Genomic DNA, 21,051 nt, shown 5'->3' on the forward strand with positions numbered 1-21,051 from the left:
ATGACCACTGCGCGCGTCCTGTTCGTTTCGACCCTGCTCATTCTCGGTGCTCTTGCCGGCGTCGCGCTGCATGCGGAGACATCAGTCAAATCCGATCTGAAAGTCGGCTTCGTACCGGGCCCCTATATCGACGAATTCAAGGTTGGCGTCGCGCCGGAACTCGAGAAGAAGGGCTACCGTATCCGCTATGTCGAATTCTCGACCGGGCTGGAAGCCAACAACGCGGTGTTCAAGGGCGAGATCGACGCCAACGTCATGCAGCACACGATCTTCCTGAACTCGTACAACGAGCGGCAGCAGACCGACCTCGTCGGCATCGTCCACGTCCCGACGCCCCCGATGGGGCTTTACTCGAAGAAGCACCCGGTCGGCTCCCCGATCAAGCCCGGCTCGACCGTGGCCGTGCCCAACGATCCCGTCAATCTGCAGCGCGCGCTCTGGATCCTGCGCGATCTCGGCCTCGTCGAGATTCGCGACTCCAAGCCGGTCGATGTCAGCGAACTCGACGTGATCAAGAACCCCGGCGGCATCAAGATCGTGCCGCTGGAAGCAGCACAGGCGCCACGCGCGCTCGACGACGTTGATTTCGCCGCCATCCAGGGCAACTTCGCGATCTACAGCGGCCTGAAGCTGACCAACGCATTCGCCCTGGAGAAGATGACGACGCCTTATATCAATGTGGTCGCGGTGAAGCAGGCCAATGCGGGCTCACCGTGGGCGCAGGACATCGTCGCCGGCTACAAATCACAGACGTTCAAGACCGCGATCCTGTCCGACCGGTTCTACGACGGGTTTACCCTGCCGGATTACCTGAAGCGCTAGACCCAACCACCATCGACGATATGGCTCTGGTTGGTGCAGGCGCCGCTGTCATCGGCAGCGAAGAACAGCACGACGCGGGCGATGTCATCAGGCACGAGTTTGCGCTTGAGGCATTGGCGCTGCATCAGCTCGGCCACGCCTTCAGGCGTCAACCACAGATCCTGCTGCCGCTGGGTCATGATCCATCCGGGCAGGATGGAATTGACCCGTATGTTGTGCGGCCCGAGATCGCGGGCCAGCGCCCGGGTGAGGCCCTGAACGGCTGATTTGGCCGTTGTGTAGCAGGGCATGTTGCCCTGGCCGATCACCCAGCTCACCGAGCCAATGTTGACGATCGAACCGCCGCCTGCCTGCTTCATGTCCGGCGCGACCGCCTGGGCGCTGAAGAACTGGTGCTTCAGGTTGACGGCGATCCGCTCGTCCCAGAATTCCGGTGTGACGTCCTCGATCGCGTGACGGTCGTCGCGGGCCGCATTGTTGACCAGGATGGTGACCGGCCCGAGCGCCTCGCGGATGCCGGCGACTGCGCGCCGCAGCGCGCAGATGTCGCGCAGATCGGCATGTTCGAAGTGCACGCGGGCTTGTGCCCCGAGATCGGACAGCAGCTGCTCCGAGGCCGTCAGGTTGATGTCGATGAAGCCGACCCGCGCGCCCTGGCCGATGAACTGGCGGACGAGCGCCTCGCCAATGCCGGAACCGCCGCCAGTGACCAGCACGGTCCGGTCCTTGAGACTTGGATAGATGGCGCCCTGCATTGGCTTCCTCTCGATTTTGGCGCCTGAAGGGCGTCGGTTGCGTTGCTGCGGCTCAAGCAAAAGGGCCACAAATCCCGAGATTCACTCGGTCGTCTCCATGAGGCTGCGGTCCACGACCCGCAGCGTCCGCCGCACCATGCCGTCGACGATGGTCGCCGACTCGCTTGGACGCACATATATCGCCGTGGACTTGAGCAACCACGGCAGCACCGCCTGGTCGAGCCGTTCTTCATAGGCACTGCGCATCATGTCGAATGCCTGCAGGCCGGGACCTGCGAGGATGACGTGATGCGGGCGCAGCACCGATATCGTCGTGGCGACCGCCTCGGCAAGCGCGTGGCCCGCCTGCTGGAACAAGTGCTCGAGGCGGGAATCCCCGCTCCGTGCCCGATCGCGCAGCAGAGCCATCTGCGCCTCGGACGGTTGCTGCGACGCCGCCGGCGGCAGGTCGAGAAAGGTGCGGGCATCGCGGTAAAGCGCGTAGTCGGCAAGATGGGCCTCGATGCAGCCGCGCTGACCGCAGCGGCATTGCGGGCCGTTCAGCGCCAACTTGACATGACCGATCTCACTGCCCGCGCCCGCCCCCCAGCGCGCTTCACCGTCGACAATGATGCCCATGCCGACGCCGTGGCCCACCATGATCGTGGCCGTGAGGCCCTGCGCCAGTGCCGGTTCGGCAGCTGCGAGGGAAAGCGCGACCGCGACCGCGTCGTTCGCCATCACGACCTCGACACCGAACGCCTGGCGGATCGGATTGGCAAGATCGACATCGGTGATCGACAGCGCCGGGCTCCACAGATGCCGGCCGGTGTCGCCGTCGACGATGCCCTGCAGCGCTATCCCGATTCCGAGCAACCGATGCCGCGGCGTGGCGGTCGCCTCAAGCATGGCGTCGATCTGTGCGATCACGAGATCGCATAATGCGCCTGCATCGAGCGCGCGCGTCGCGAGTTCAAGTCGCGATTGCGCCAGGGCGGAGCCGCTGAAATCGGCGATCAATGTCTCGACCAGATTCATGCGCAGAGAGACGGCGATGATGCGGCCGAACTCGGGATTCAGGGTCAGCAAGACGGCCGGCCGGCCGCGGCGACGGCCGCCATCCGCATCCTCTTCGTCGGCATCGTCAGGCCACAGCGTCGCCGCATCTGTCTCGGCTTCGCACAGCAGGTCTTCCGCCATCAGCTTCGACGTGATGGCCGAAATGGCCGGGAAGCTCAGGCCCGTGCTGCGTGTGAGCTCGACCCTCGGCAACGGCCCTTGGCGTCGCAAGACCTCGACGAGACGGCCGGGGTTCGATCCGCGGGCCAGGCTCGAAGCACGTCTCAACGGCTCGGACTGCTCGTTCATATTGGCTTTTTTAATTCTCTTGATGAAATTATTCAACGCGGGTTACTCAGATTCAACGCGGGTTACTCAGATATGGGCCGAAAAGCGCAGACAGAGGCTGAAATACATCACCCTCATACTATTAACGCTTGAAGAAGTGGGTATGAACATCCTTGACTGGACATTTTGTCGCGCTAATTTATTAGTTACGTGAATAAAATAAGGCGTGAAAAGCGCCGGGCCTGAAATCCCCTCACCGGGGGTGTCGACAGGGAGGTGCATATGAAGGTCTCAACGAGAGAATTGATCGTGCCGCTCTTGGCGGGCGCTGCCGCGCTCGCGATGGCGACGGGGGTAGCACAGGCACAGCAGAAAAAGACCATCGCGCTGGTGACCAATGTCGCGGCCGACTTCTGGACCATCGCAGGCCGTGGGCTTGAGAAGGCGCAGAAGGAGCACCCGGACTACAATATCGAATTGATCGTCACCAATGAAGGGACGGCGGCCGGCCAGCGGCGCGAACTGGACGATCTGCTGGTGCGCGGCGTCGCCGGTATCTCGATCTCGGTCGACGATGCACCGCATGCAACCGAAGAACTCAACAAGGTTGCGGCCAAGACCGTGCTGATCACCACGGACAGCGACGCGCCGCAGAGCAATCGCCTCGCCTATATCGGCACCGACAACGTCGCCGCAGGGCGGCAGGCCGGCGAGGAGATCAAGAAGGCGCTGCCGAACGGCGGCAAGATCGCGCTGTTCGTCGGAACGATGGACGCCGACAACGCCCGCGAGCGGGTGCAGGGCATCAAGGAAGCGATCGCCGGCACCAAGGTCGAACTGGTCGACGTTTTCACCGACCAGGTGGACTTCGCCAAGGCCAAGGCGAACATGGAGAACGTCCTCGTCAAATATCCCGACATCGCGCTGCTGTCCGGCCTGTGGAGCTACGAGACGCCGCTGATCTATGACGCGGTGAAGGCCGCAGGCAAGGCCGGTAAGGTGAAGATCGTCGGCTTCGACGAGGATCAGCGGACGCTGCGCGGCATTTCCGACGGCACGATCGAATCCACGGTCGTGCAGCAGCCCTACGAGTTCGGCTATCTCTCCGCCACCAACATCATCAAGACGCTGAACGGCGACAAGTCCTGGATTCCGAAGGACAGCAAGCTGATCGTGCCTACCAAGGTGATCAGCAAAACCAACGTCGCGGAGTTCGCCGCACATCTGAAGGAACTGCTCAAGAAGTAACTTCAGTCGGCTTCAACGCCCGGCCGCCACAGGCCGCCGGGCGTTGTGCAGGAGGACATGCCGATGGCGGAAACGCTGCTGGAGCTCAGCGGAATCAGCAAGACCTATCCCGGCGTCAGGGCGCTCGACGACGTCAATTTGCGCGTCAATCGCGGCGAGGTGCTGGGCCTGATCGGCGAGAACGGCGCCGGCAAATCGACGCTGATGCGCGTGCTCGCCGGCGTGATCGCCCCGAGCGCCGGCGTGATCCGCATCGGCAGCACCGAGCACCCCCGGATGACTGTGACCGAGGCGACGCGATGCGGCATCGCCTTCGTGCACCAGGAGCTGAACCTGTTCGATAATCTCGATGTCGCCGCCAACGTCTTCATCGGGCGCGAGAAGCTGGCCGGCGGTCCGCTGAAGCTGGTGGACAATGCGCAGATGCATGCCCGCGTGACGCCGCTGCTGGATCGGCTGGGCGCCGATTTCACGCCGGGCACGCTGGTCGAGAATTTGTCGATCGCGGAGCGCCAGATGGTGGAGATCGCCAAGGCGCTCTCGATCGACGCCCGCGTCATCATCATGGACGAACCGACCTCCAGCTTGACGATTTCGGAGACCGAGCGGCTGCTCGAGGTGATCGCCGACCTGAAGACGCACTGCATCTCGGTGATCTACATCTCTCACCGGCTCGGCGAGATCATGAGCTGCGCCGATCGCGTCGTGGTCTTGCGCGATGGGCGCACCGTAGGGGAATTGGCGCGCGACGAGCTCAGCCACGCCGCCATGATCCGGCTGATGATCGGCCGCGACCTGAAGGCGCTGTATACGCCGCCGGCATGCGCGCCGCAGCCCGGCGGCTGCGATATCGCCGGCGTCGTGACCACTGCCTTTCCCGACCGGCAGATCGACCTGTCCGTGCGGCGCGGCGAGATCCTCGGCCTCGCCGGGCTCGTCGGCGCCGGCCGCACCTCGCTTGCCCGTGCGGTGTTCGGCGTTGATCCGCTGCTGGGTGGCGAGATCAGGGTCGACAACGCCCCGGTCGGCGTCGCCTCGCCGCGTGACGCGATCAGGCAAGGAATCTACCTGGTGCCGGAGGATCGCAAGAAATCCGGCCTGGTGCTGGAACTGCCGATCAGGGAGAACGTGACGCTCGCGAGCCTGCTGGATCATGCGCGGATGTGGCTGGTCAACGGCGCGGCCGAGCGCAGAATCGCCAAAGACCAGGCCAGGCGGCTGTCCATCAAGGCGCCGAGCATCGACATCGAGGCCGTGACGCTGTCCGGCGGCAACCAGCAAAAGGTGGTGCTGGGCAAGTGGCTCTCCATGCAGCCGCGCGTGATGTTCTTCGACGAGCCGACCCGCGGCATCGATGTCGGCGCCAAGAGCGAGATCTATGCGCTGATGCGCAGCCTCGCCGACCAGGGCGTCGCGATCGTGATGATCTCTTCGGACATGGAGGAAGTGATCGGCGTCTCCGACCGGGTGGCGGTGATGCATGAAGGCAGTGTCAGCGGCGTGCTCGAGCGCGACCAGTTCAGCGAATACAACGTGTTGAGGCTGGCGGTCGGCCAAGCGCTCGAAACCATGGAGGCCGCTGCGTCATGATGAAGAAGGAACTCGGCCTGTTCTTGCTGCTGGCGGTGATCTCCGCCATCACGGGCGCGATCAATCCGGCCTTCCTGTCGTTCGTGAATCTGCTGAACATGGCCAATCTGATCGGACTGTTCGGTGTGTTCGCGCTGGGTGAGGGCCTCGTCATCATCACCGGAGGAATCGATCTTTCGCTCGGCTCGATGTTCGCGCTGCTCGGCGTCATCTTCATCGACCTGCTGACGACGTATCAGGTGCCCTGGCCTTTGGCGCTGCTGCTGGTCCTGATGGGCGGGCTTGCGCTGGGCGGCATCCAGGGCTTCCTGATCACGCGGCTGAAAATGCAGCCCTTCATCGTGACGCTGTGCGGGTTGCTGATCTATCGCGGCGCCGCGCGCTACTACACCAGCGATTCGACGCGCGGCTTCGGCTACGGTGACGAGGCGAGCACGCTGAGCGGCATCGCCTCCGGCAATATTGCGGGCATCCCGAACACCTTCATCTTCCTGATCATCCTTGCGCTGATCCTCGGCGTGCTGTTGCACCTCTCGGTCTACGGGCGCTGGCTTTATGCCGTGGGCAAGAACGAGGAAGCGGCGCGCTTCTCCGGCATCAACACCAACCTCGTGATCGCCACCGCCTATGTCATCAGCGGAGGGCTGGCCGGCGTCTCGACCGTGATGTTCGTGTTCTATACCAACTCGGTCTCTCCGAGTTCTTTCGGCAACTTCTACGAACTTTATGCGATTGCGGCGGCCGTCCTCGGTGGCTGCAGCCTGCGCGGCGGCGAAGGCTCCATTCTCGGTATCGTGCTGGGGACCGCGTTGCTGCAGGTGCTGCAGAACCTCGTGAACATCCTGGGCATTCCCAATTCGCTGAACTTCGCGGTGATGGGAACCGTGATCCTGATCGGCGTGCTGGCGGATCAGCAATTGCAGGCCCGTCGACGGCGCAAGGCCGCGCTGGCTGGCCTCGCCCGCACGACGCCAAGATCGAAGGAAGGCACAATTCTGCAAGGCGCAGCTCCGCATGGCGCGGCTGCGTTGCCGACGACGACGGGCGATCAGGCATGACAACTCGAAAAGGAAGAACCCGGACCGGGAATATGGTCGCGGCGACTTGAGTAGAGGAACAAGGGGAGGAGTTCGATGCGCAAGATCGATCAAGCTCCTGGCGCTCGTACCCAAATTGGCGTGGGCTGGCCCAGCTGGGCCGCAGGCAGACCCTCGCCGCCGTCTTGAAGAGCTTTGGCGTGCGCATGTTTTCTATCTCTGGTTGAATGATCGATGCACTGAAACGACCACGTTCCACGCTGAAGGGCTTTGGGCGGGAACGTGACACAAAAATGGACAAAGCCGGGGACGCTGGGAGTGCAGAAAATGTCACTTTGGTCTGTAAACACCGCGCGGGCGTGCGGCGTGGGGATCGCGTTGTTATCTCTGTTCAGCGGCGGCGGCGCGCATGCGGCCGATCTCATGACGAAGGCTCCGCCGGTGCCTTACACGGAGACCGATGATTTCTGGACAAGGCCATATCTGTTCGGCGATCTCGGCAGGACGCAGCTAAAGGAGCGAGGGATCTCGCTTGCCCTCACGCTGGGCGACGAAGCCGTCGGCAATTTATCGGGCGGCAACAGGAACACCGCGACCCAAGCCGGACAGCTGTTCTTTCAAGCCAAGTTCGACATGGCGAAGCTTGCCGGCATCCAGGGCGGCACGGTCGGCCTCACGCTGGTCGACCGCTTCGGCCGCAACCTGAATGACGAGGCGGGAATTCCGGCTCTGCAACTGACCAACGAAGTGTTCGGCCGCGGCAGTATTCTCCGCCTGACCGAGCTCTATTATTCGCAGAAGCTGTTCGATGACCGCCTTGAACTCAAGGGCGGCCGTCTTCCGGTCGGCTCCGACTTCTTCTTTGGTCTCTGCGAGTTCATCAACCTGACCTTCTGCGGCGGCCAGCCGGGCAACATCCAGGGCGGCTACATCTACAACTGGCCGGTGAGCCAATGGGCCGGTGTGGTGCACTACAACTTCGCCAAGGAATGGCAGCTCTCGGTCGGCGTCTACGACGCCAACCCGAACTACCTGACAACGTCGGACTCCGCGACTTACTTCTTGCCCGGTGTCCCCGGCTCGAGCCCCGCCTCGGGCGTGCTGGTGCCGGTCGAGGTCGTCTGGGCGCCGAGCGGTCCGTTGAACGGAACCTGGAGGTTTGGCGGCTGGTATGACAGCGCATCGACAATTGATGGCGGCCTGCCGGGGATCATTGCGATCTCGCCGGGCACCGGCGGTGTCTCGGACCAGAATCTCGGAGATTCGCGCGGCCGTTATGGCGTCTATGAATCGATCCTGCAGCGGCTGACGGTTGAAGGTCCCAAGGCGCAGGGCTGGTACACCTTCCTCAATACGACCGTCGCCGACCACCGCACGTCGTACCAGGATTATCAGATCGCCTTCGGCTTCAGACACACCGGAACGTTCGCCTCGCGCCCCGAGGACGAAGTCGGCTTTGCGGTCGGCACGACCCATGTCAATACGGCTGCGCTCACGCCCAACGCCGGAGGAAACGAAGTTCCGATCGAAGCCTGGTACGGGTGGCAGGCGACGGGCTGGATGAACCTGAAGTTCGACGCCCAGTATGTGATGCATCCTGGCGGGCGCGGGTACAATGCCGCCGGCGTGAAGACCGACAACGCCTGGATTCTCGGTCTGCGCACGCTGGTGCACTTCTGAGCGGAGGTGGCCAGCATGCCTGAGCGAAGCCAGCCATGGCAACCCCTCAAGACGCCGGGCTAGCAATCCTGGAGTTGAAGGGCATCGGCAAGGAGTTCGGCGCCATTAGCGCGTTGCATGGCGTCGACCTCCGCGTGTCGTCCGGCGAGGTGGTCGGCCTGATGGGCGACAACGGCGCCGGCAAGTCGACGCTCGTCAAGATCATTGCCGGCAACTTCCCACCAAGTCACGGCGAGATCCGCCTTGACGGCAAGGCGGTTCATTTCGCCCGTCCGATCGATGCCCGGTCTCGACGTTGTGACGAAGGACAACGTCGCGGCGATGCTGAACTAGACGCGCAGGCAGCCCGAGCGGAACGGCATGGATCCGGACCTGTGCTCGCGGCCGACCGACATCGATTATCCCGCCGAGCGGATCTCGGCGGCCATCTTCAATGGCGCCGCCATCGCATTTGACGAGCACTAGGGAACAATGTGCGTCCCGGTCTCGCCAGTCAGCGCGGCCATGGCGCAATTGAGATGGCTGATGATCGCGCGCTTTCCGCCACCCTCGAGAAAGCGGATAGCGGCATCGACCTTGGGCCCCATGCTTCCCGGCGGAAAATGGCCCTCGCGGTGATAAGCCTTGATCTGCGCCAAGCTGACCTGATCCAGCTCCCTCTTGTCGGGCTTGCCGAAATTGATCGCGACGCGGGGCACCGCGGTCAGGATCAGCAGCTCCTCGATGCCAAGCACGTTGGCGATATGGGCCGAGGTCAGGTCCTTGTCGATCACTGCCGGCACGCCGGTGCGCACGCCCCGTTCGTCGCGGATCACGGGCATACCGCCGCCGCCGCCTGCGATGACGATGGTGCCGCGTTTGACCAATGCGTCGACCAGAGAAATGTCGCAGACATGTTTCGGCTTCGGAGACGGCACGACATGGCGCCAGCCACGTCCGGAGTCCTCGCGCATTTTCCAGTTCAACTCGGCGCTGATGCGCTGGGCTTCCTGCTCGGTGAAAAACGGTCCGACGAACTTGGTCGGATTGGCGAAGGCGGGATCGTTGGCGTCGACCTCGACCTGGGTCAGCAGGCTGGCGACGTGCCGGCCGTTGCCATGCGCGCGCAAGACGTTCTCGATCGCCTGCATCAGAAGATAGCCGATGCCGCCCTGGCTGTGCGCGACGCAGATGTCCATCGACATCGGCGGAATCCGGCTCATCGTCAGCATCTGGCGCATCATGATCTTGCCCACCACCGGTCCGTTGCCGTGGGTGATCACCAGCTCGTTGTCGAGCTCGGCCAGCGGCAGCAGCGCCTCGGCCGTTTGCTGGGCGACGGCCTTCTGCTCGTCCGAGGTGCCGCTGATGTCTTCGGGGTGGACGGCATTGCCGCCGATCGCGATCACGAGACGGCGCGGGACCTCATTGAGTGTTCGCATAGCGCGGCATCCTGACGACGTTGACGGAAAGAGCGAGAGCGAGATCACAGGCCTGGGCATTCGACGGCGCCACCACGATGCCGGCGTCTTCGAGCAGCCTGATCTGCGCCGAACGCACCTGGCGATCGAGTTCGGTCCCGGTCACCGACGCAACCAGAACCGGCGCGTCATCCGCGCGGCCCGCCATGACAGCCGCAAGATGCGCTGCCGGATTGTCGTGTGCGCCGTATCCGATCACGAGATCGAGCAGGATGACGGCAACCGCCGGATCGGCGAGCGCCGCCCGCAACGCATCGTCGCGCACCGAGGGATCGATCATCGGATGCGGCCGGCCTTGGGTATATTCGTCGGCGCCGAGGTCGACGATGCGGTCCCTCCCCTGCGCCTCCGGCTCCCCGAAATGCGGGACGCCGGGAATGGCGGCATTCGATGCCACCTTGCGGCCGCCCGCGGCAAGGATCACCTGCGCCTCGGCACAGAGCGTGCCGCCGGCGAACAGCCCCTCGATGCGCTGCGCCGCCTTGCGTCGCTGCGGCAAACGCGCAGCCACGGCGGCAGCGTCGAACTTGCCGCCAATGTTCCGGCCGTTGCCGAGGGTTTTCTCGGCCGCTTCCCTCAACGTACCGGCAAAGCGTGCATTTGGCGGCAGATCCGCCGAGGCGGCGCCGATGAAGCAAACCGTGTAGGGCTTCGAGCTGTTTCCGATCCGGCCGAGCACGGCCCGGGCGACGTCCGGATGCGGCGGCTTGGAGATGAGCACGACGCGATCAGTCTCGGGATCGGCATCAAGGGCGTCGATCGCCATCAATGTCGTGATGCCGCCGATCTCCTTCTTCAAATCCCGTCCGCCGACGCCGATGGCGTGGGAAATGCCTTCGCCCGCCTCGGACAGCAGGCACGACACCTCCTGCGTCCCGGTCCCGGATGCGCCGATGATCCCAATCCTGCCGCGCTTCAGCCGGTTGGCGAAGGCGAGCGGCGCGCCGCCGATGACCGCCGTGCCGCAGTCCGGTCCCATTATCAAGAGGCCCGCTTCGCGCGCCTGCTGCTTCAACGACAATTCATCCGCTATCGAGACATTGTCGCTGAACATCAGGACATGAAGTCCGCGGTTCAGCGCCTTGCGCGCCTCCGCCGCGGCGAACTCACCGGGAACGGAGATCAGGGCGAGGTTGGCGGCGGGTGCGGCCTTGACGGCCGCGGCAATGCTGCGCGGCCGCCACGCCGCTTCGCCGCTGCTGCTCGTCTTGGGGCGGTCGAGCGCCTTTTGCGCTTCGGCAAGCGCGGCGCGTGCCGCCGCTTCGCTCTCGGCCTTGATCGCGAGGATCAGATCATTGCCCTGCGCGATCACCTCGCCATCGAGCAATCCGGCGTTGCGCAAGATCGCCTGGTTGGACGGCGTGCCCATCATCAGCGCGGCTTCGACGACGCCCGCCGCCGATGCGACCTCGCGCGACAACCGCATCAACGCCACCGAGTCGAGATAGAAGCCCTTGCGAATTTCGTTCAGGACATACGCGCTCATGACACCCCCAGATCTTCCGCAATGGCGAGGACGGCCTGCCGGAAGCAGGCCATCGGCGCCCGCACCACGCCGGCACCGACCTGGCCGATGCCGGGCTCGCGATGCGCGATGCCGGTGTTGATGACCGGTGCGAGGCCGGTCTCCACCACCAGGCGAACGTCGATGCCGGTCGGCACTCCGGCAAAATCGAGCGCGGGGATCGTCCATTCCGGATTCTGCCCGACAGTGATTTCGCTCATTGCCCGCGTGAAATTGCCTGCCGACGACGGTGCGCCAGCGCCGATGAAGCCGGCAACCGCCGGAGCTGCCGCCATCGCGAAGCCACCAAGCCCGACCGTCTCGACGATCGCGGAGTCGCCCATGTCGGGATTGGCATCCTTGCGCGAATAGCCCGGGAAATAGAGCCCTTCCGGCATCTCCACCGGCGCCGTGAACCAGCGATCGCCCAATCCGCTGACGCGGACCCCGAAATCGGTTCCGTTGCGGCACATCGCGGTTACCACCGTCGAACCGCGAATGCCGTTGGCGGGATCGGTCAGCGCCTTGCCCATCGCCATCGCGATGTTGAGAAAGAACTGATCGTTCTGCGCGATGAAGCCAATGCAGCTTGCGAGCACTTCGTTGTCGTTCGAGGTGCGCGCCAGCACCGACCCGATCTCGCGCAGGAACACGCTGGAGCAGGCCAGGTTACGCTGGTGCATTTCATCGCCCATCGAGAGTCCGCGCGCGATGATCTCCTTCAGGTCGATCCCGCCATGCGCGCGGATCGCCCTGGCCAGCACCGGCCCGAATACGTCACGCAGCCAGCCGAGGCGAGCCAGCACGCTATCGTCATTGCCGCCGAAGCGCATGACCTTGCCGAGGCCCTCGTTGATGGCGCAGTAGGCGCGGTTGCCGTATTTGGCGTTTTCGACGACGAACACCGGCATGGAGACCGTAGTCATGCCGGTCATCGGACCGACCGCGCCGAAATGATGATTGGGGTGGAAGGCGACGCCGCCGCCGGCCGCGAGTTCGAAAGCGGCTTCAAGGTCCGGAGCCCAGCCTTCGAACACGATGGCGCCTGCCACCGCGCCACGCATCGGACCGCACATTCGGTCCCACGTGATCGGCGGCCCGGCATGAAGGATCATGCGCTCCTTCAACCCTTCCAGCACATCGCGTGCCGGAACGATATCGATCAGCCTGGGCTCACCCTCGAGGATGCGTGCCAGCGCCTGCTTGTTGGCGTCTTCGATCAGCTTCATGGCCGCTCTCTCACGTACCGAGCTTGGCGAGCAGTGCCGCCATTTTGGGATCGCCGTCGGCAGGCGGCGTCCAGTCGACCTGCACGACCTCGATGTCGCAATCCCGCAGGTCCTTCACAAAGCCTGCCAGCCCGACGTTCACCACGCTCGGCTTGCTCATCAACAGACGCCCGCTCGGCGTCCCTTCCTGCTTGGTCACCACTCGCAGCCTCCCGAGATCCGATGCCCGGATCTTAGTAAGAAAATTTTTACTTTGTCAAACACGCGCAACCTTTCGTCCGAATTCCCGTCGCGTCGCATGATCGTTCAGGCCCCTGCGATTGATCGCGTCGGCGGGCCGTTGCCGGCGAGGCCGGCATGATGCAGCGCGCTGTCGTTGAGCAGCCGACATTCGATCGCGCGCAACACCATCAGCGCACCTGCAAACGCATCCAGTCCGGAGCTTTGCCCGATCCGCGACAGCGCCGCGACCGCGGACTTGATACGATCCACCCGTCCGCCAATCGTCGCGTCGATGGCCTCATGCAGCGCCGCCGCCGCGAAGCCGAGCACGGCACTGTGCAGGTGGGCGGCACTGATCTCATTGGTCCGACCGAGATGCGCGCGACAGGTCTTCCACAGCGCATCGCGCGTCGCGAGACGGCCGAGGCCGGCGAGCGCGACCAGCGCGCCGCCGATCAGGTCGTCGCCGGATGGCGTGAGCCCGGGACCAAGACCGATCAATTCGACGATCTCCGGGTAGTCACGCGGTACACATCGCTCTCCGCGAAGCCCGGCCCCGATCAATCGCCTAAGCGCGGCGAGTCCCGGCGCCGCAGCAGTGAGCACACGAGACGGCTTTGCGGGCGGTTGCACGCCACCCGACGCGGCGAGCCCCTGCTCGACCGGCAAGCGACGCCATACCTGATCGACCATCGCAAGCCCTGCCCGCAAACTGTCGAGCGTCCATTCCGGCGACGGCGGCGGCGCCCATACGGAAGCCGTCTCGAAACCGGCAAACCGCATACCGTCGACGAGCAGCATCGTGTCGACGATCGCAACCTCTTGTCCGGGAACGAGCAGCCGCGGTTCGATCCCGGTGCACAGAAGATGGAGCGGGCCGGAGCCGAGGTCTGTGACACCGATGCAAATCCAGCGATCGTCGAGCACCGCATAAAGGCTGCGCTCGAACACCGCCACAATGCGGCCGCGCCGTCCGCTGCGCAGCGCGCGGCGCGCCAGCACGCCGACCTCGATCACGGCACCGCCGTCATATCGTTCAGACACGGGCGCGCCGGGCAGGTCACGAAACGTATTGCCTGGCCGCATCACACCGATCTCCCGCTGCGCAACCATGGCGTCAGGACGCGAGCACTGCGGTTCGCGGCATACTACTCCCGTGAGCCTCTCCGCCGAGATAGGCGGCTTCAAGCGAGGGATCTTCCGCGATGATTTCGGCCGCGGCGCTCTTCAGGATGGCGCCGGTCTCGAGCAGATAGGCCCTGTCGGCAAGCGCAAGGGCTTGCCCGGCCATCTGGTCGACCACGATCAAGGTCATCCCCTCGACGCGAAGCTGCTCGAACGACGCGAACAGCTCGTCGACGACAAGGGGCGCCAGTCCAAGCGACGGCTCGTCAAGCATGAAGACCTTGGGAGCGGTCAGGAGCCCACGCGCAACCGCGAGCATCTGCTGCTCGCCGCCCGACAAAAGGCCCGCGCGATGATTGATGCGCTCCTTCAGGCGCGGAAAACGGGCAAACATCGCGTCGATCTCCGCGTCGAGATCGAGGCCCTTGCGTGCGAACGCGCCGAGCTGCAAGTTCTGCCGCACCGTCAGCTCGGGAAACACCTGCCGTCCTTCGGGCACCAGCACGATACCTGCCCTGGCGCGGATATGCGCCGGCATCTTGTCGACGCGGGCGCCGGACAGCCGAATCTCTCCGATCGACCGCGGTGGTTCGAGACCGGCAATCGAGCGCATCAGGGTGGTTTTCCCTGCTCCGTTGGCGCCGAGTACGGCGATGGCCTCGCCGGGGGCGACGGCAAGGTCGACCCCACCGAGCGCCCGCGACAGGCCATAGAAGGCATCGAGCGTGCGGACTTCGAGCGCCGTGCCTTGTTTCGCCGGGCGCGGCGCGCGGCGCCGCTCACCCGACGGCGCGTCGCCGAGATAGGCCTTGCGGACCAGCGAATCGTTGCGGATCGCCGCCGCATCGCCGATCGCGATGCGCTTGCCGCCATCGAGAACGACGATGAGGTCGCTCAGCGACATGATCATCGGCATGTCGTGCTCGACAATGATGACCGCGATCCCGGTCTCCGCGATGCGACGGAGCAGAACCGTCAGCCGCTGCTTGTCGCCCTTCGAAAGACCCGCGGCTGGCTCATCGAGCAACAGGATCTTCGGGCGCAAAGCGAGCGCCCTCGCGATCTCGACCAGTCGCTTCTCGCCATGGGGCAGCGAGTCCGCACGTCTGCTCAAATCGCCGTCGACACCGGCAAAGCGCAACAGCGACCGTGCAAGGCGCTCCTGCGCGTCATTGTGCAGCGCCGACACGATGTTGCCGAGCTTGCCCGCCGTCGCCGCCAGCAGGACGTTCTCGATGATCGAGAGCGAGCCGAATAGCTGCGTCGTCTGGAACGTTCGCGCCACTCCGACACGCGCAAGCTGGTGCGACGGCAAACCGGTGACGTCGCGGTCGCCAAGCTTCACGGTGCCGGATTTCGGACGGTAGAAGCCGCAAAGCAAATTCAGCGCGCTGGTTTTCCCCGCACCATTGGGGCCGATGACGCTGGTCACCGTGCCGGGTTCGGCGATAAACGAGACGTCCTGCACGGCGCGGACACCGCCGAACGAGATCGAGAGGTTTGCGACGTCAAGACGCGACGCGCTGCTGGTCCCGATGCCGAGGTCGGCGACCGGCTCGGCGCCCATTGCGCCCGTATCGGCCTTCGATCCCGTCGGCAGGAACCTTGCCGCGAATTGCTCGATCAGCCCCATGATGCCTGAGGGCGCGAGCCGCAGCACGGCGAAAAGCAGCACGCCAAAGGCAAGCAGACGATACTCCGCGAGATCGGACAGCATTTCCGGCAGCAGCACGACGAGCGCCGCCCCGATCACCGGCCCCAGCGCCGAGCCGGCGCCGCCGACCATGACGCCGAACAGCAGCAGGATCGACTGCAGAAAGGGGAACGAACTCGGGCTGATATAGCCCTGCAGGGGCGCAAACAGCGCCCCCGCCAAAGCCATCGCTGCGGCCGAGATGATGAACGCCACGGTGCGGACCCGCACGAGATCAATGCCGATCGAGCGCGTCGCAACCTCGGTGTCGCGGGCGGCACGCATGGCGTAGCCCCAGCCGCTCCGCTTCAGGCGCTCGAACAGGATGAGGCCGGCGAACACCAGCACGATGCCCGCGATCGCCAAATGCCGCTCCGACAACGGAAAGCCGAACACTTCCGGCGGCGCGGTCAGGATCAGGCCGTTGCCGCCGCCCGTGAGGTCGCGCCACTCGATCGTGCCGTGTTCGACGATGAAGCCGAAGGCGATCGTCACCATCGCGAGATATGGACCTCGCACGCGCAAGGCCGGCATGGCGAGCAGACCACCGACGACGCTGACAAGGGCAATCGCGGCGGCCGTCGCCGCCAGATAGGGCCACCCCGCCTTCTCCATCAGGAGCACGGTCGTATAGGCCCCGATCGCCATGAAGCCGATGTGGCCCAGCGAGATCTGCCCCGCCAAACCGAGCAGCACGTTGAGGCCGATACAGGCGATCGCGGTCAGCGAGATGGTCGCGACCAGGAACACGCCGTAGCTGTCGGCAACGGCGGCATAGAGGATAGCGGCCGCGAGTGCTGCCGCGACGGCGGCGAGAATAGAGACGCGAGAGGTCATACCTTTTTCACTCCGGCTCGGCCGAGCAGCCCGTGGGGGAGGACGACAAGGATCGCGATCACCGAGGCGAATGTGATGATCTGGGTGTAGACCGATCCCAGGTAATTGGTCGCGAACACCTCGATCAGGCCGAGACAGAGCCCGGCCAGCATCACGCCCCAGGCGCTGCCGAGGCCGCCGATGATCGCCGCCGCGAAGGCCTTGATGCCGAACAGCGTGCCCATTTCGGAGGAAACGTTGAACAGGGGCGCGATCAGCAGCGCCGCAACCCCGGCCAGCATCGCCGAGACCGCGTAGCTTGCCGCGATGGCGCCGCTGACGTTGATGCCCATCAGCCGGGCGGCGTTCGGGTTCTGGACCACCGCGAGCATGGCGACGCCATGGCGCGTCCGGCGACTGAGCAGATGAAGTGCCAGCGCCAGCAGCAATCCGACCACGGGAATCAGGAGCTGCAACGGATAGACCCCCGCGCCCTCGACGATCTGGATCGGCTTGGCCGCCAGGACGGACGGAAAGCTGCGCGGCTCCTTACCGAAGACGAACATCATCACGTTGTCGACGATGATGCCGACCGCAACGGTCGCCATCAGCCAGTTGTCGGAGCCGCGCTGCACGAACGGCCGGACGGCAAAGCGCTCAATCAGCAGGCCATAGAGCGCGCAGACGAGCAGAACGGCGGGAATGCCGGCCGCGGCCGGCCAGCCCCACAGCACGAGGAAGAAGTATCCGGCAACGGCTCCCAGGGTCATCGAGCTGCCCTGGGAGAAATTGACCGTGCCGGAGACGGCGTAGGTGACGTGGAAGCCAAGCGCAAGCAGCCCGTACATGCTCCCGAGCGCCAGTCCTGTTATCACCGCGGGAAGAAATGACATCGACGACTACCCTGTTTGTTTGTCGGACGATCTCGCGCGGTCAGTTCCGCGCGAACGGCATGATGTGGTTGTCCTCGAACCGCGCCCAGATGTAGTCCCCCGCCGTCAGCGCATCGTGCTTGTCCTGCGCGAACGGCTTTTCATAGGTCTTGATCAAGCCGTCCACGCGGTCGATGGCGTAGAAACCGTCACGGACGGCGGTCGGTTCGGTGCCACCGGCCTTTTCAATTGCTCGCGCAATGACCAGGATGGAATCGTAGGCGTTGGCGACGCCAACCGCCGGCGTCACGTCCGCAGGCCCCTTGATGTCCGAATACTTCGCCTGCAAGGCCGACATCACCCGCTTGCCGACCGGCGACAGGTTCCCGAAGAAGCTGTAGGTCTGGACGAAAATCACGTTCTCCGCGCTCGGCCCGGCGAGCTCGGTGAAGCGGCCGCCGGCCGGCCCCCAATGCGAAACGATCGGTGGCGCCCAGCCCATGCGGTCGAGCGATTTCACCACCTGGGAGGACGGTCCGACATTGCCGACCAGATAGAGCGTATCGGCGCCCGCCTGCTTCAGCCGCGACAGCTGGGAAACGACATCGACGTCGTTGCCTTCGAACTTCTCGACGCCGGCAGGCTCGATTCCTGCGGCCTTCAATGCCGCCTTCAGGCCATGCTCGTTCGACTCGCCCCAGGGATTGTTGACCAGGATGAGCCCGGGCTTTTTCGCATTGTAGGTCTTGCGCGAGAACTGGACGATCGCCTTGTCGACCTCATCGTCCATGGCCGAGACGCGGAACACGTAGTTGGACGGCGCGCCGTTCCGCGTGATGTTGGTCCCGGCGGCCCACGGCACGACGAACGGCACCTTGACGTTGTTGACGAACGGCACGATGGCAAGCTCGACCGGTGTGTCGAGGCCGCCGACCAGGACCGCGACCTTCTCGCGCTGAATCAACTCGCGCGCGGCGATCAGCCCTTTGGCCGGATTGCTCTCGTCGTCGCGGCGGACGAGCTCGAGCGGACGTCCAAGCACGCCGCCCTTCGCATTGATTTCCTCGATGGCGATCGTCGCTCCGCGGGTCAGCGCCTCGCCGGCGCGCGCCGACTGCCCCGACAGGGCGGTCACCAGGCCGATCTTGATCGGTTCGGCCGCGCGCGCGCCAGACGTGAACGGCAACGCGGCCAGCAGGATCGTCGCTGCGGCGTGCCAAACCGGCCAACGACGCGCAGGTCCGGACGAAACTATGCTCCGGAAGTTCATCTTCGGTGTTCCTCCGCTGATGGCGGCCTCGGCATCGAAGCCGCCAGTTCCTCCCGCTGCCGCTTATGCGCGGACTTGACGGAAGTAAAAACTTTCTTCAAAAATATTCCGATGTCAAGCGAGCGATCAGCCGCCGGAGAAAATTCCGATGGACCCAAGGAATGTCGAGGCCCGCGACGTGTTGATCTCGATCGCGGAAGATGGCGACCGTCTGTCGCGCGGGGAAGCGGTACTGCGCTCGGATTCTGTCGGACCGGCCCTCGCCGCTCACGGACGCTATCGCTACAGCGCGATCGGGCAACGCCCGGATTTCAATTGGCCGCAAGGGCGGCGGCTTGCCGTCTATGTCGGTCTCAACCTCGAGCATTTCGCATTCGGCGATGGGCTCGGTGCCGAGCTCTGCCCCGGCGGTCCGCATCCGGACGTCCTCAACTACGCCTGGCGCGACTATGGCAACCGTGTCGGCGTGTGGCGCCTGATCGAGCTGTTCGACGAGCTGGAGCTGCCGCTGTCGGTGCTCGCAAACAGCAGCATCTATCACTACTGCCCTGAAGTCATGGCGGCATTTCGCGCCCGCGGCGACGAAATTGTCGGTCACGGCCGCACCAATTCCGAGCGCCAGGGTGTGCTCGCGCCCGACCAGGAGCGTCAATTGATCGCGGAAGCGACCGATGTCATCGCGCGCGCCGAAGGGCGGCCGCCGCGCGGCTGGCTAGGGCCCTGGATTTCGCAATCACAGGTCACACCCGATCTGCTGGCCGAAGCAGGCTACGAGTACCTGCTCGACTGGTGCATGGACGATCAGCCGGTGTGGTTCTCGACGCGGAACGGCGGCCGCACCCTTTCAGTGCCCTATCCGCAGGAGTTGAACGATATCCCCTCGATCGTCGGTCGCAAGGACTCCGGTGAGCAGTTCGCCACCATGATCACCGACACGTTCGAGGAGATGCTGGCACAGTCGAAAAGGCAGTCGCTCGTCATGGGAATTGCGCTGCACCCCTATCTGGTCGGCCAGCCGCACCGCCTGCGTCCGCTGCGCCGCGCCCTGCAGACAATCCTGGCGCGGCGTGACGAGATCTGGATCACTACTGCCGGAGGAATAGCCGCGTTCTCGCGCGCGCTACCCGACGGCATCGTCCCAACATGACAAATCGGGACCCGATTGCCTCGCCGTTGCAACGAACCGGAGACGACCAGTGAGCACTGCCGACACGCTGTTTCGAAACGCCCGACTGGTCGATGGGCGCACCGTCGATATCGCCGTGCGCGATGGTCGCATCACCTCGATCGTGTCGCAATCGCCGGTCGCGGCCGGCGAAACGCTTGATTTGGCCGGACGCCTGGTGTTGCCGGGGCTGGTCGATGGTCATATCCATCTCGACAAGGGCTTCGTCGGCGACGATTGGAAGTCCCACCGCCCCTGCACCCCCGGTTTCAGCGTGCGCGAGCGCGTCAAGTTCGAAAAGGAGGCGCTTGCCGGCGCCAGGCCGATTGCGGTGCGGGCGGCGGCGCTGATCGACCTTTGCGTCGCGCACGGCACGACCCAGATGCGCAGCCACGTCGATATCGACCTTCAGGTCGGGTTGCGCAATCTCGAACAGGTCATGGCGGCGCGCGACGCGCACCGCGACAAGGTGTCGGTCCAGATCGTCGCCTTTCCGCAAAGCGGCATCGTGACGTCGCCGGGCGTGGCCGGACTGCTCGACGAGGCGGTTCGCGCCGGCGCGGACGTGGTCGGCGGCCTCGATCCGGCGGGTTACGATGCCGACATCGACGGGCATCTCGACGTCATCTTCGGCATTGCCGACCGGCGCGGGGTCGGCATCGACATTCACCTGCATGACGGCGGCTTGCTCGGTATCTTCGAGATCGAGAACATTGCACGCCGGACGAAGGCCCTCGGGCTCGGCGGCAAGGTCACGATCAGCCATGCCTATGCGCTCGGCGAGGTGCCACGTGACGTCGTTCAGCGCACCGCGCAGCTGCTCGCCGAGGCCGGGGTCGCGATTTTGACCAACGCGCCCGGAGCGCATGCGTTTCCGCCGGTGCTGCTGCTGCGCGATGCCGGCGTCAATGTGTTCGCCGGCAATGACAACATCCGCGATTCCTGGTGGCCCTATGGCGACGGCGACCTCCTGGAGCGCGCCATGATCGTCGGCTACCGCTCCGGCTTCAACACAGATGCCGACCTGGCGGCCGCCTTCAACATGGTAACCACCAACGCCGCGCAGGCCCTCGGCCTCCCGGACTATGGGGTGGCCAAGGGTGCGGCGGCGGACTTCGTCGTGCTCGACGCGCAGCACGTGCAAGAGGCCGTGGTGGCCCGGCCCAGGCCGCGCGACGTCTACAAGAATGGCCGCCTAGTCGCGCGTCGCGGCACGATCGTGACGGCGGCGCGCTGA

At 64.7% G+C, this 21,051-nt stretch carries 17 protein-coding genes and 1 pseudogene; 8 read left to right on the forward strand and 10 right to left on the reverse strand.

From position 1 onward, the window contains the following. Entirely contained in the window at positions 1–822 is an 822-nt protein-coding gene (locus ACE10X_RS36535; RefSeq protein WP_375763587.1) for a MetQ/NlpA family ABC transporter substrate-binding protein, read from the forward strand. On the opposite strand, the gene ACE10X_RS36540 is transcribed toward ACE10X_RS36535, so the two are convergent. Continuing rightward, entirely contained in the window at positions 819–1,577 is a 759-nt protein-coding gene (locus ACE10X_RS36540; protein WP_375763588.1) for an SDR family NAD(P)-dependent oxidoreductase, read from the reverse strand. The two genes, ACE10X_RS36535 and ACE10X_RS36540, sit on opposite strands and share 4 nt — an antisense overlap. Positions 1,578–1,658: 81 nt before the next feature. After that, on the reverse strand, positions 1,659–2,924 hold the full coding sequence (locus ACE10X_RS36545) for an ROK family protein (RefSeq protein WP_038382342.1): 1,266 nt from the start codon (positions 2,922–2,924) through the stop codon (positions 1,659–1,661). 261 nt (positions 2,925–3,185) lie between these two features. Here ACE10X_RS36545 and ACE10X_RS36550 point away from each other — a divergent pair, with 261 nt between their 5' ends. From ACE10X_RS36550 to ACE10X_RS36570, 5 genes and pseudogenes are all read left to right on the forward strand, one after another. Next, complete coding sequence (locus tag ACE10X_RS36550) at positions 3,186–4,151, forward strand: sugar-binding protein (RefSeq protein WP_212055523.1); 966 nt, start codon at positions 3,186–3,188, stop codon at positions 4,149–4,151. 63 nt (positions 4,152–4,214) lie between these two features. Further along, positions 4,215–5,741 (forward strand): sugar ABC transporter ATP-binding protein, encoded by a 1,527-nt coding sequence (locus ACE10X_RS36555; protein ID WP_038382376.1) that lies wholly within the window; start codon positions 4,215–4,217, stop codon positions 5,739–5,741. Next, positions 5,738–6,799, forward strand: a complete 1,062-nt coding sequence (locus ACE10X_RS36560; RefSeq protein ID WP_038382341.1) for an ABC transporter permease — start codon at positions 5,738–5,740, stop codon at positions 6,797–6,799. The genes ACE10X_RS36555 and ACE10X_RS36560 overlap by 4 nt, the downstream gene beginning before the upstream one ends. 306 nt (positions 6,800–7,105) lie before the next feature. Continuing rightward, positions 7,106–8,458, forward strand: a complete 1,353-nt coding sequence (locus ACE10X_RS36565) for a carbohydrate porin (RefSeq protein ID WP_375763589.1) — start codon at positions 7,106–7,108, stop codon at positions 8,456–8,458. A gap of 35 nt (positions 8,459–8,493) precedes the next feature. After that, a pseudogene (locus ACE10X_RS36570) lies at positions 8,494–8,748 on the forward strand (ATP-binding cassette domain-containing protein); the annotation flags it as partial. 171 nt (positions 8,749–8,919) lie between these two features. Here ACE10X_RS36570 and arcC read toward each other — a convergent pair. The 8 genes from arcC to ACE10X_RS36610 all read right to left on the reverse strand — a co-directional run bounded on the left by arcC (position 8,920) and on the right by ACE10X_RS36610 (position 18,565). Next, complete coding sequence (gene arcC / locus ACE10X_RS36575) at positions 8,920–9,879, reverse strand: carbamate kinase (protein ID WP_016840183.1); 960 nt, start codon at positions 9,877–9,879, stop codon at positions 8,920–8,922. Beyond that, positions 9,863–11,404, reverse strand: a complete 1,542-nt coding sequence (gene fdrA, locus ACE10X_RS36580) for an acyl-CoA synthetase FdrA (RefSeq protein ID WP_038382338.1) — start codon at positions 11,402–11,404, stop codon at positions 9,863–9,865. Before fdrA ends, arcC begins: the two co-directional genes overlap by 17 nt. Next, positions 11,401–12,651, reverse strand: a complete 1,251-nt coding sequence (locus ACE10X_RS36585; RefSeq protein WP_375763590.1) for a DUF1116 domain-containing protein — start codon at positions 12,649–12,651, stop codon at positions 11,401–11,403. Before ACE10X_RS36585 ends, fdrA begins: the two co-directional genes overlap by 4 nt. Positions 12,652–12,661: 10 nt before the next feature. Continuing rightward, positions 12,662–12,853, reverse strand: a complete 192-nt coding sequence (locus ACE10X_RS36590; protein WP_028333377.1) for a hypothetical protein — start codon at positions 12,851–12,853, stop codon at positions 12,662–12,664. A gap of 104 nt (positions 12,854–12,957) precedes the next feature. Beyond that, positions 12,958–13,959 (reverse strand): DUF2877 domain-containing protein, encoded by a 1,002-nt coding sequence (locus ACE10X_RS36595; protein ID WP_375763591.1) that lies wholly within the window; start codon positions 13,957–13,959, stop codon positions 12,958–12,960. Between the two features lie 31 nt (positions 13,960–13,990). Beyond that, complete coding sequence (locus ACE10X_RS36600; protein WP_038382336.1) at positions 13,991–16,528, reverse strand: branched-chain amino acid ABC transporter ATP-binding protein/permease; 2,538 nt, start codon at positions 16,526–16,528, stop codon at positions 13,991–13,993. After that, positions 16,525–17,400 (reverse strand): branched-chain amino acid ABC transporter permease, encoded by an 876-nt coding sequence (locus ACE10X_RS36605; RefSeq protein WP_026193301.1) that lies wholly within the window; start codon positions 17,398–17,400, stop codon positions 16,525–16,527. The genes ACE10X_RS36600 and ACE10X_RS36605 overlap by 4 nt, the downstream gene beginning before the upstream one ends. Before the next feature lie 40 nt (positions 17,401–17,440). Beyond that, on the reverse strand, positions 17,441–18,565 hold the full coding sequence (locus ACE10X_RS36610; RefSeq protein ID WP_016840205.1) for an ABC transporter substrate-binding protein: 1,125 nt from the start codon (positions 18,563–18,565) through the stop codon (positions 17,441–17,443). Positions 18,566–18,797: 232 nt separating this feature from the next. On the opposite strand from ACE10X_RS36610, the gene ACE10X_RS36615 reads away from it, so the two are divergent. Together ACE10X_RS36615 and ACE10X_RS36620 are read left to right on the forward strand one after the other, a co-directional pair. Next, positions 18,798–19,796 carry a polysaccharide deacetylase family protein gene (locus tag ACE10X_RS36615; protein ID WP_375763592.1) on the forward strand — a complete coding sequence of 333 codons (999 nt, stop codon included), beginning with the start codon at positions 18,798–18,800 and terminating at the stop codon, positions 19,794–19,796. Positions 19,797–19,845: 49 nt separating this feature from the next. Beyond that, positions 19,846–21,051 (forward strand): amidohydrolase family protein, encoded by a 1,206-nt coding sequence (locus ACE10X_RS36620; protein ID WP_038382335.1) that lies wholly within the window; start codon positions 19,846–19,848, stop codon positions 21,049–21,051.

It is taken from the genome of Bradyrhizobium sp. Pha-3 (assembly GCF_042258325.1).
Lineage (GTDB): Bacteria > Pseudomonadota > Alphaproteobacteria > Rhizobiales > Xanthobacteraceae > Bradyrhizobium > Bradyrhizobium elkanii.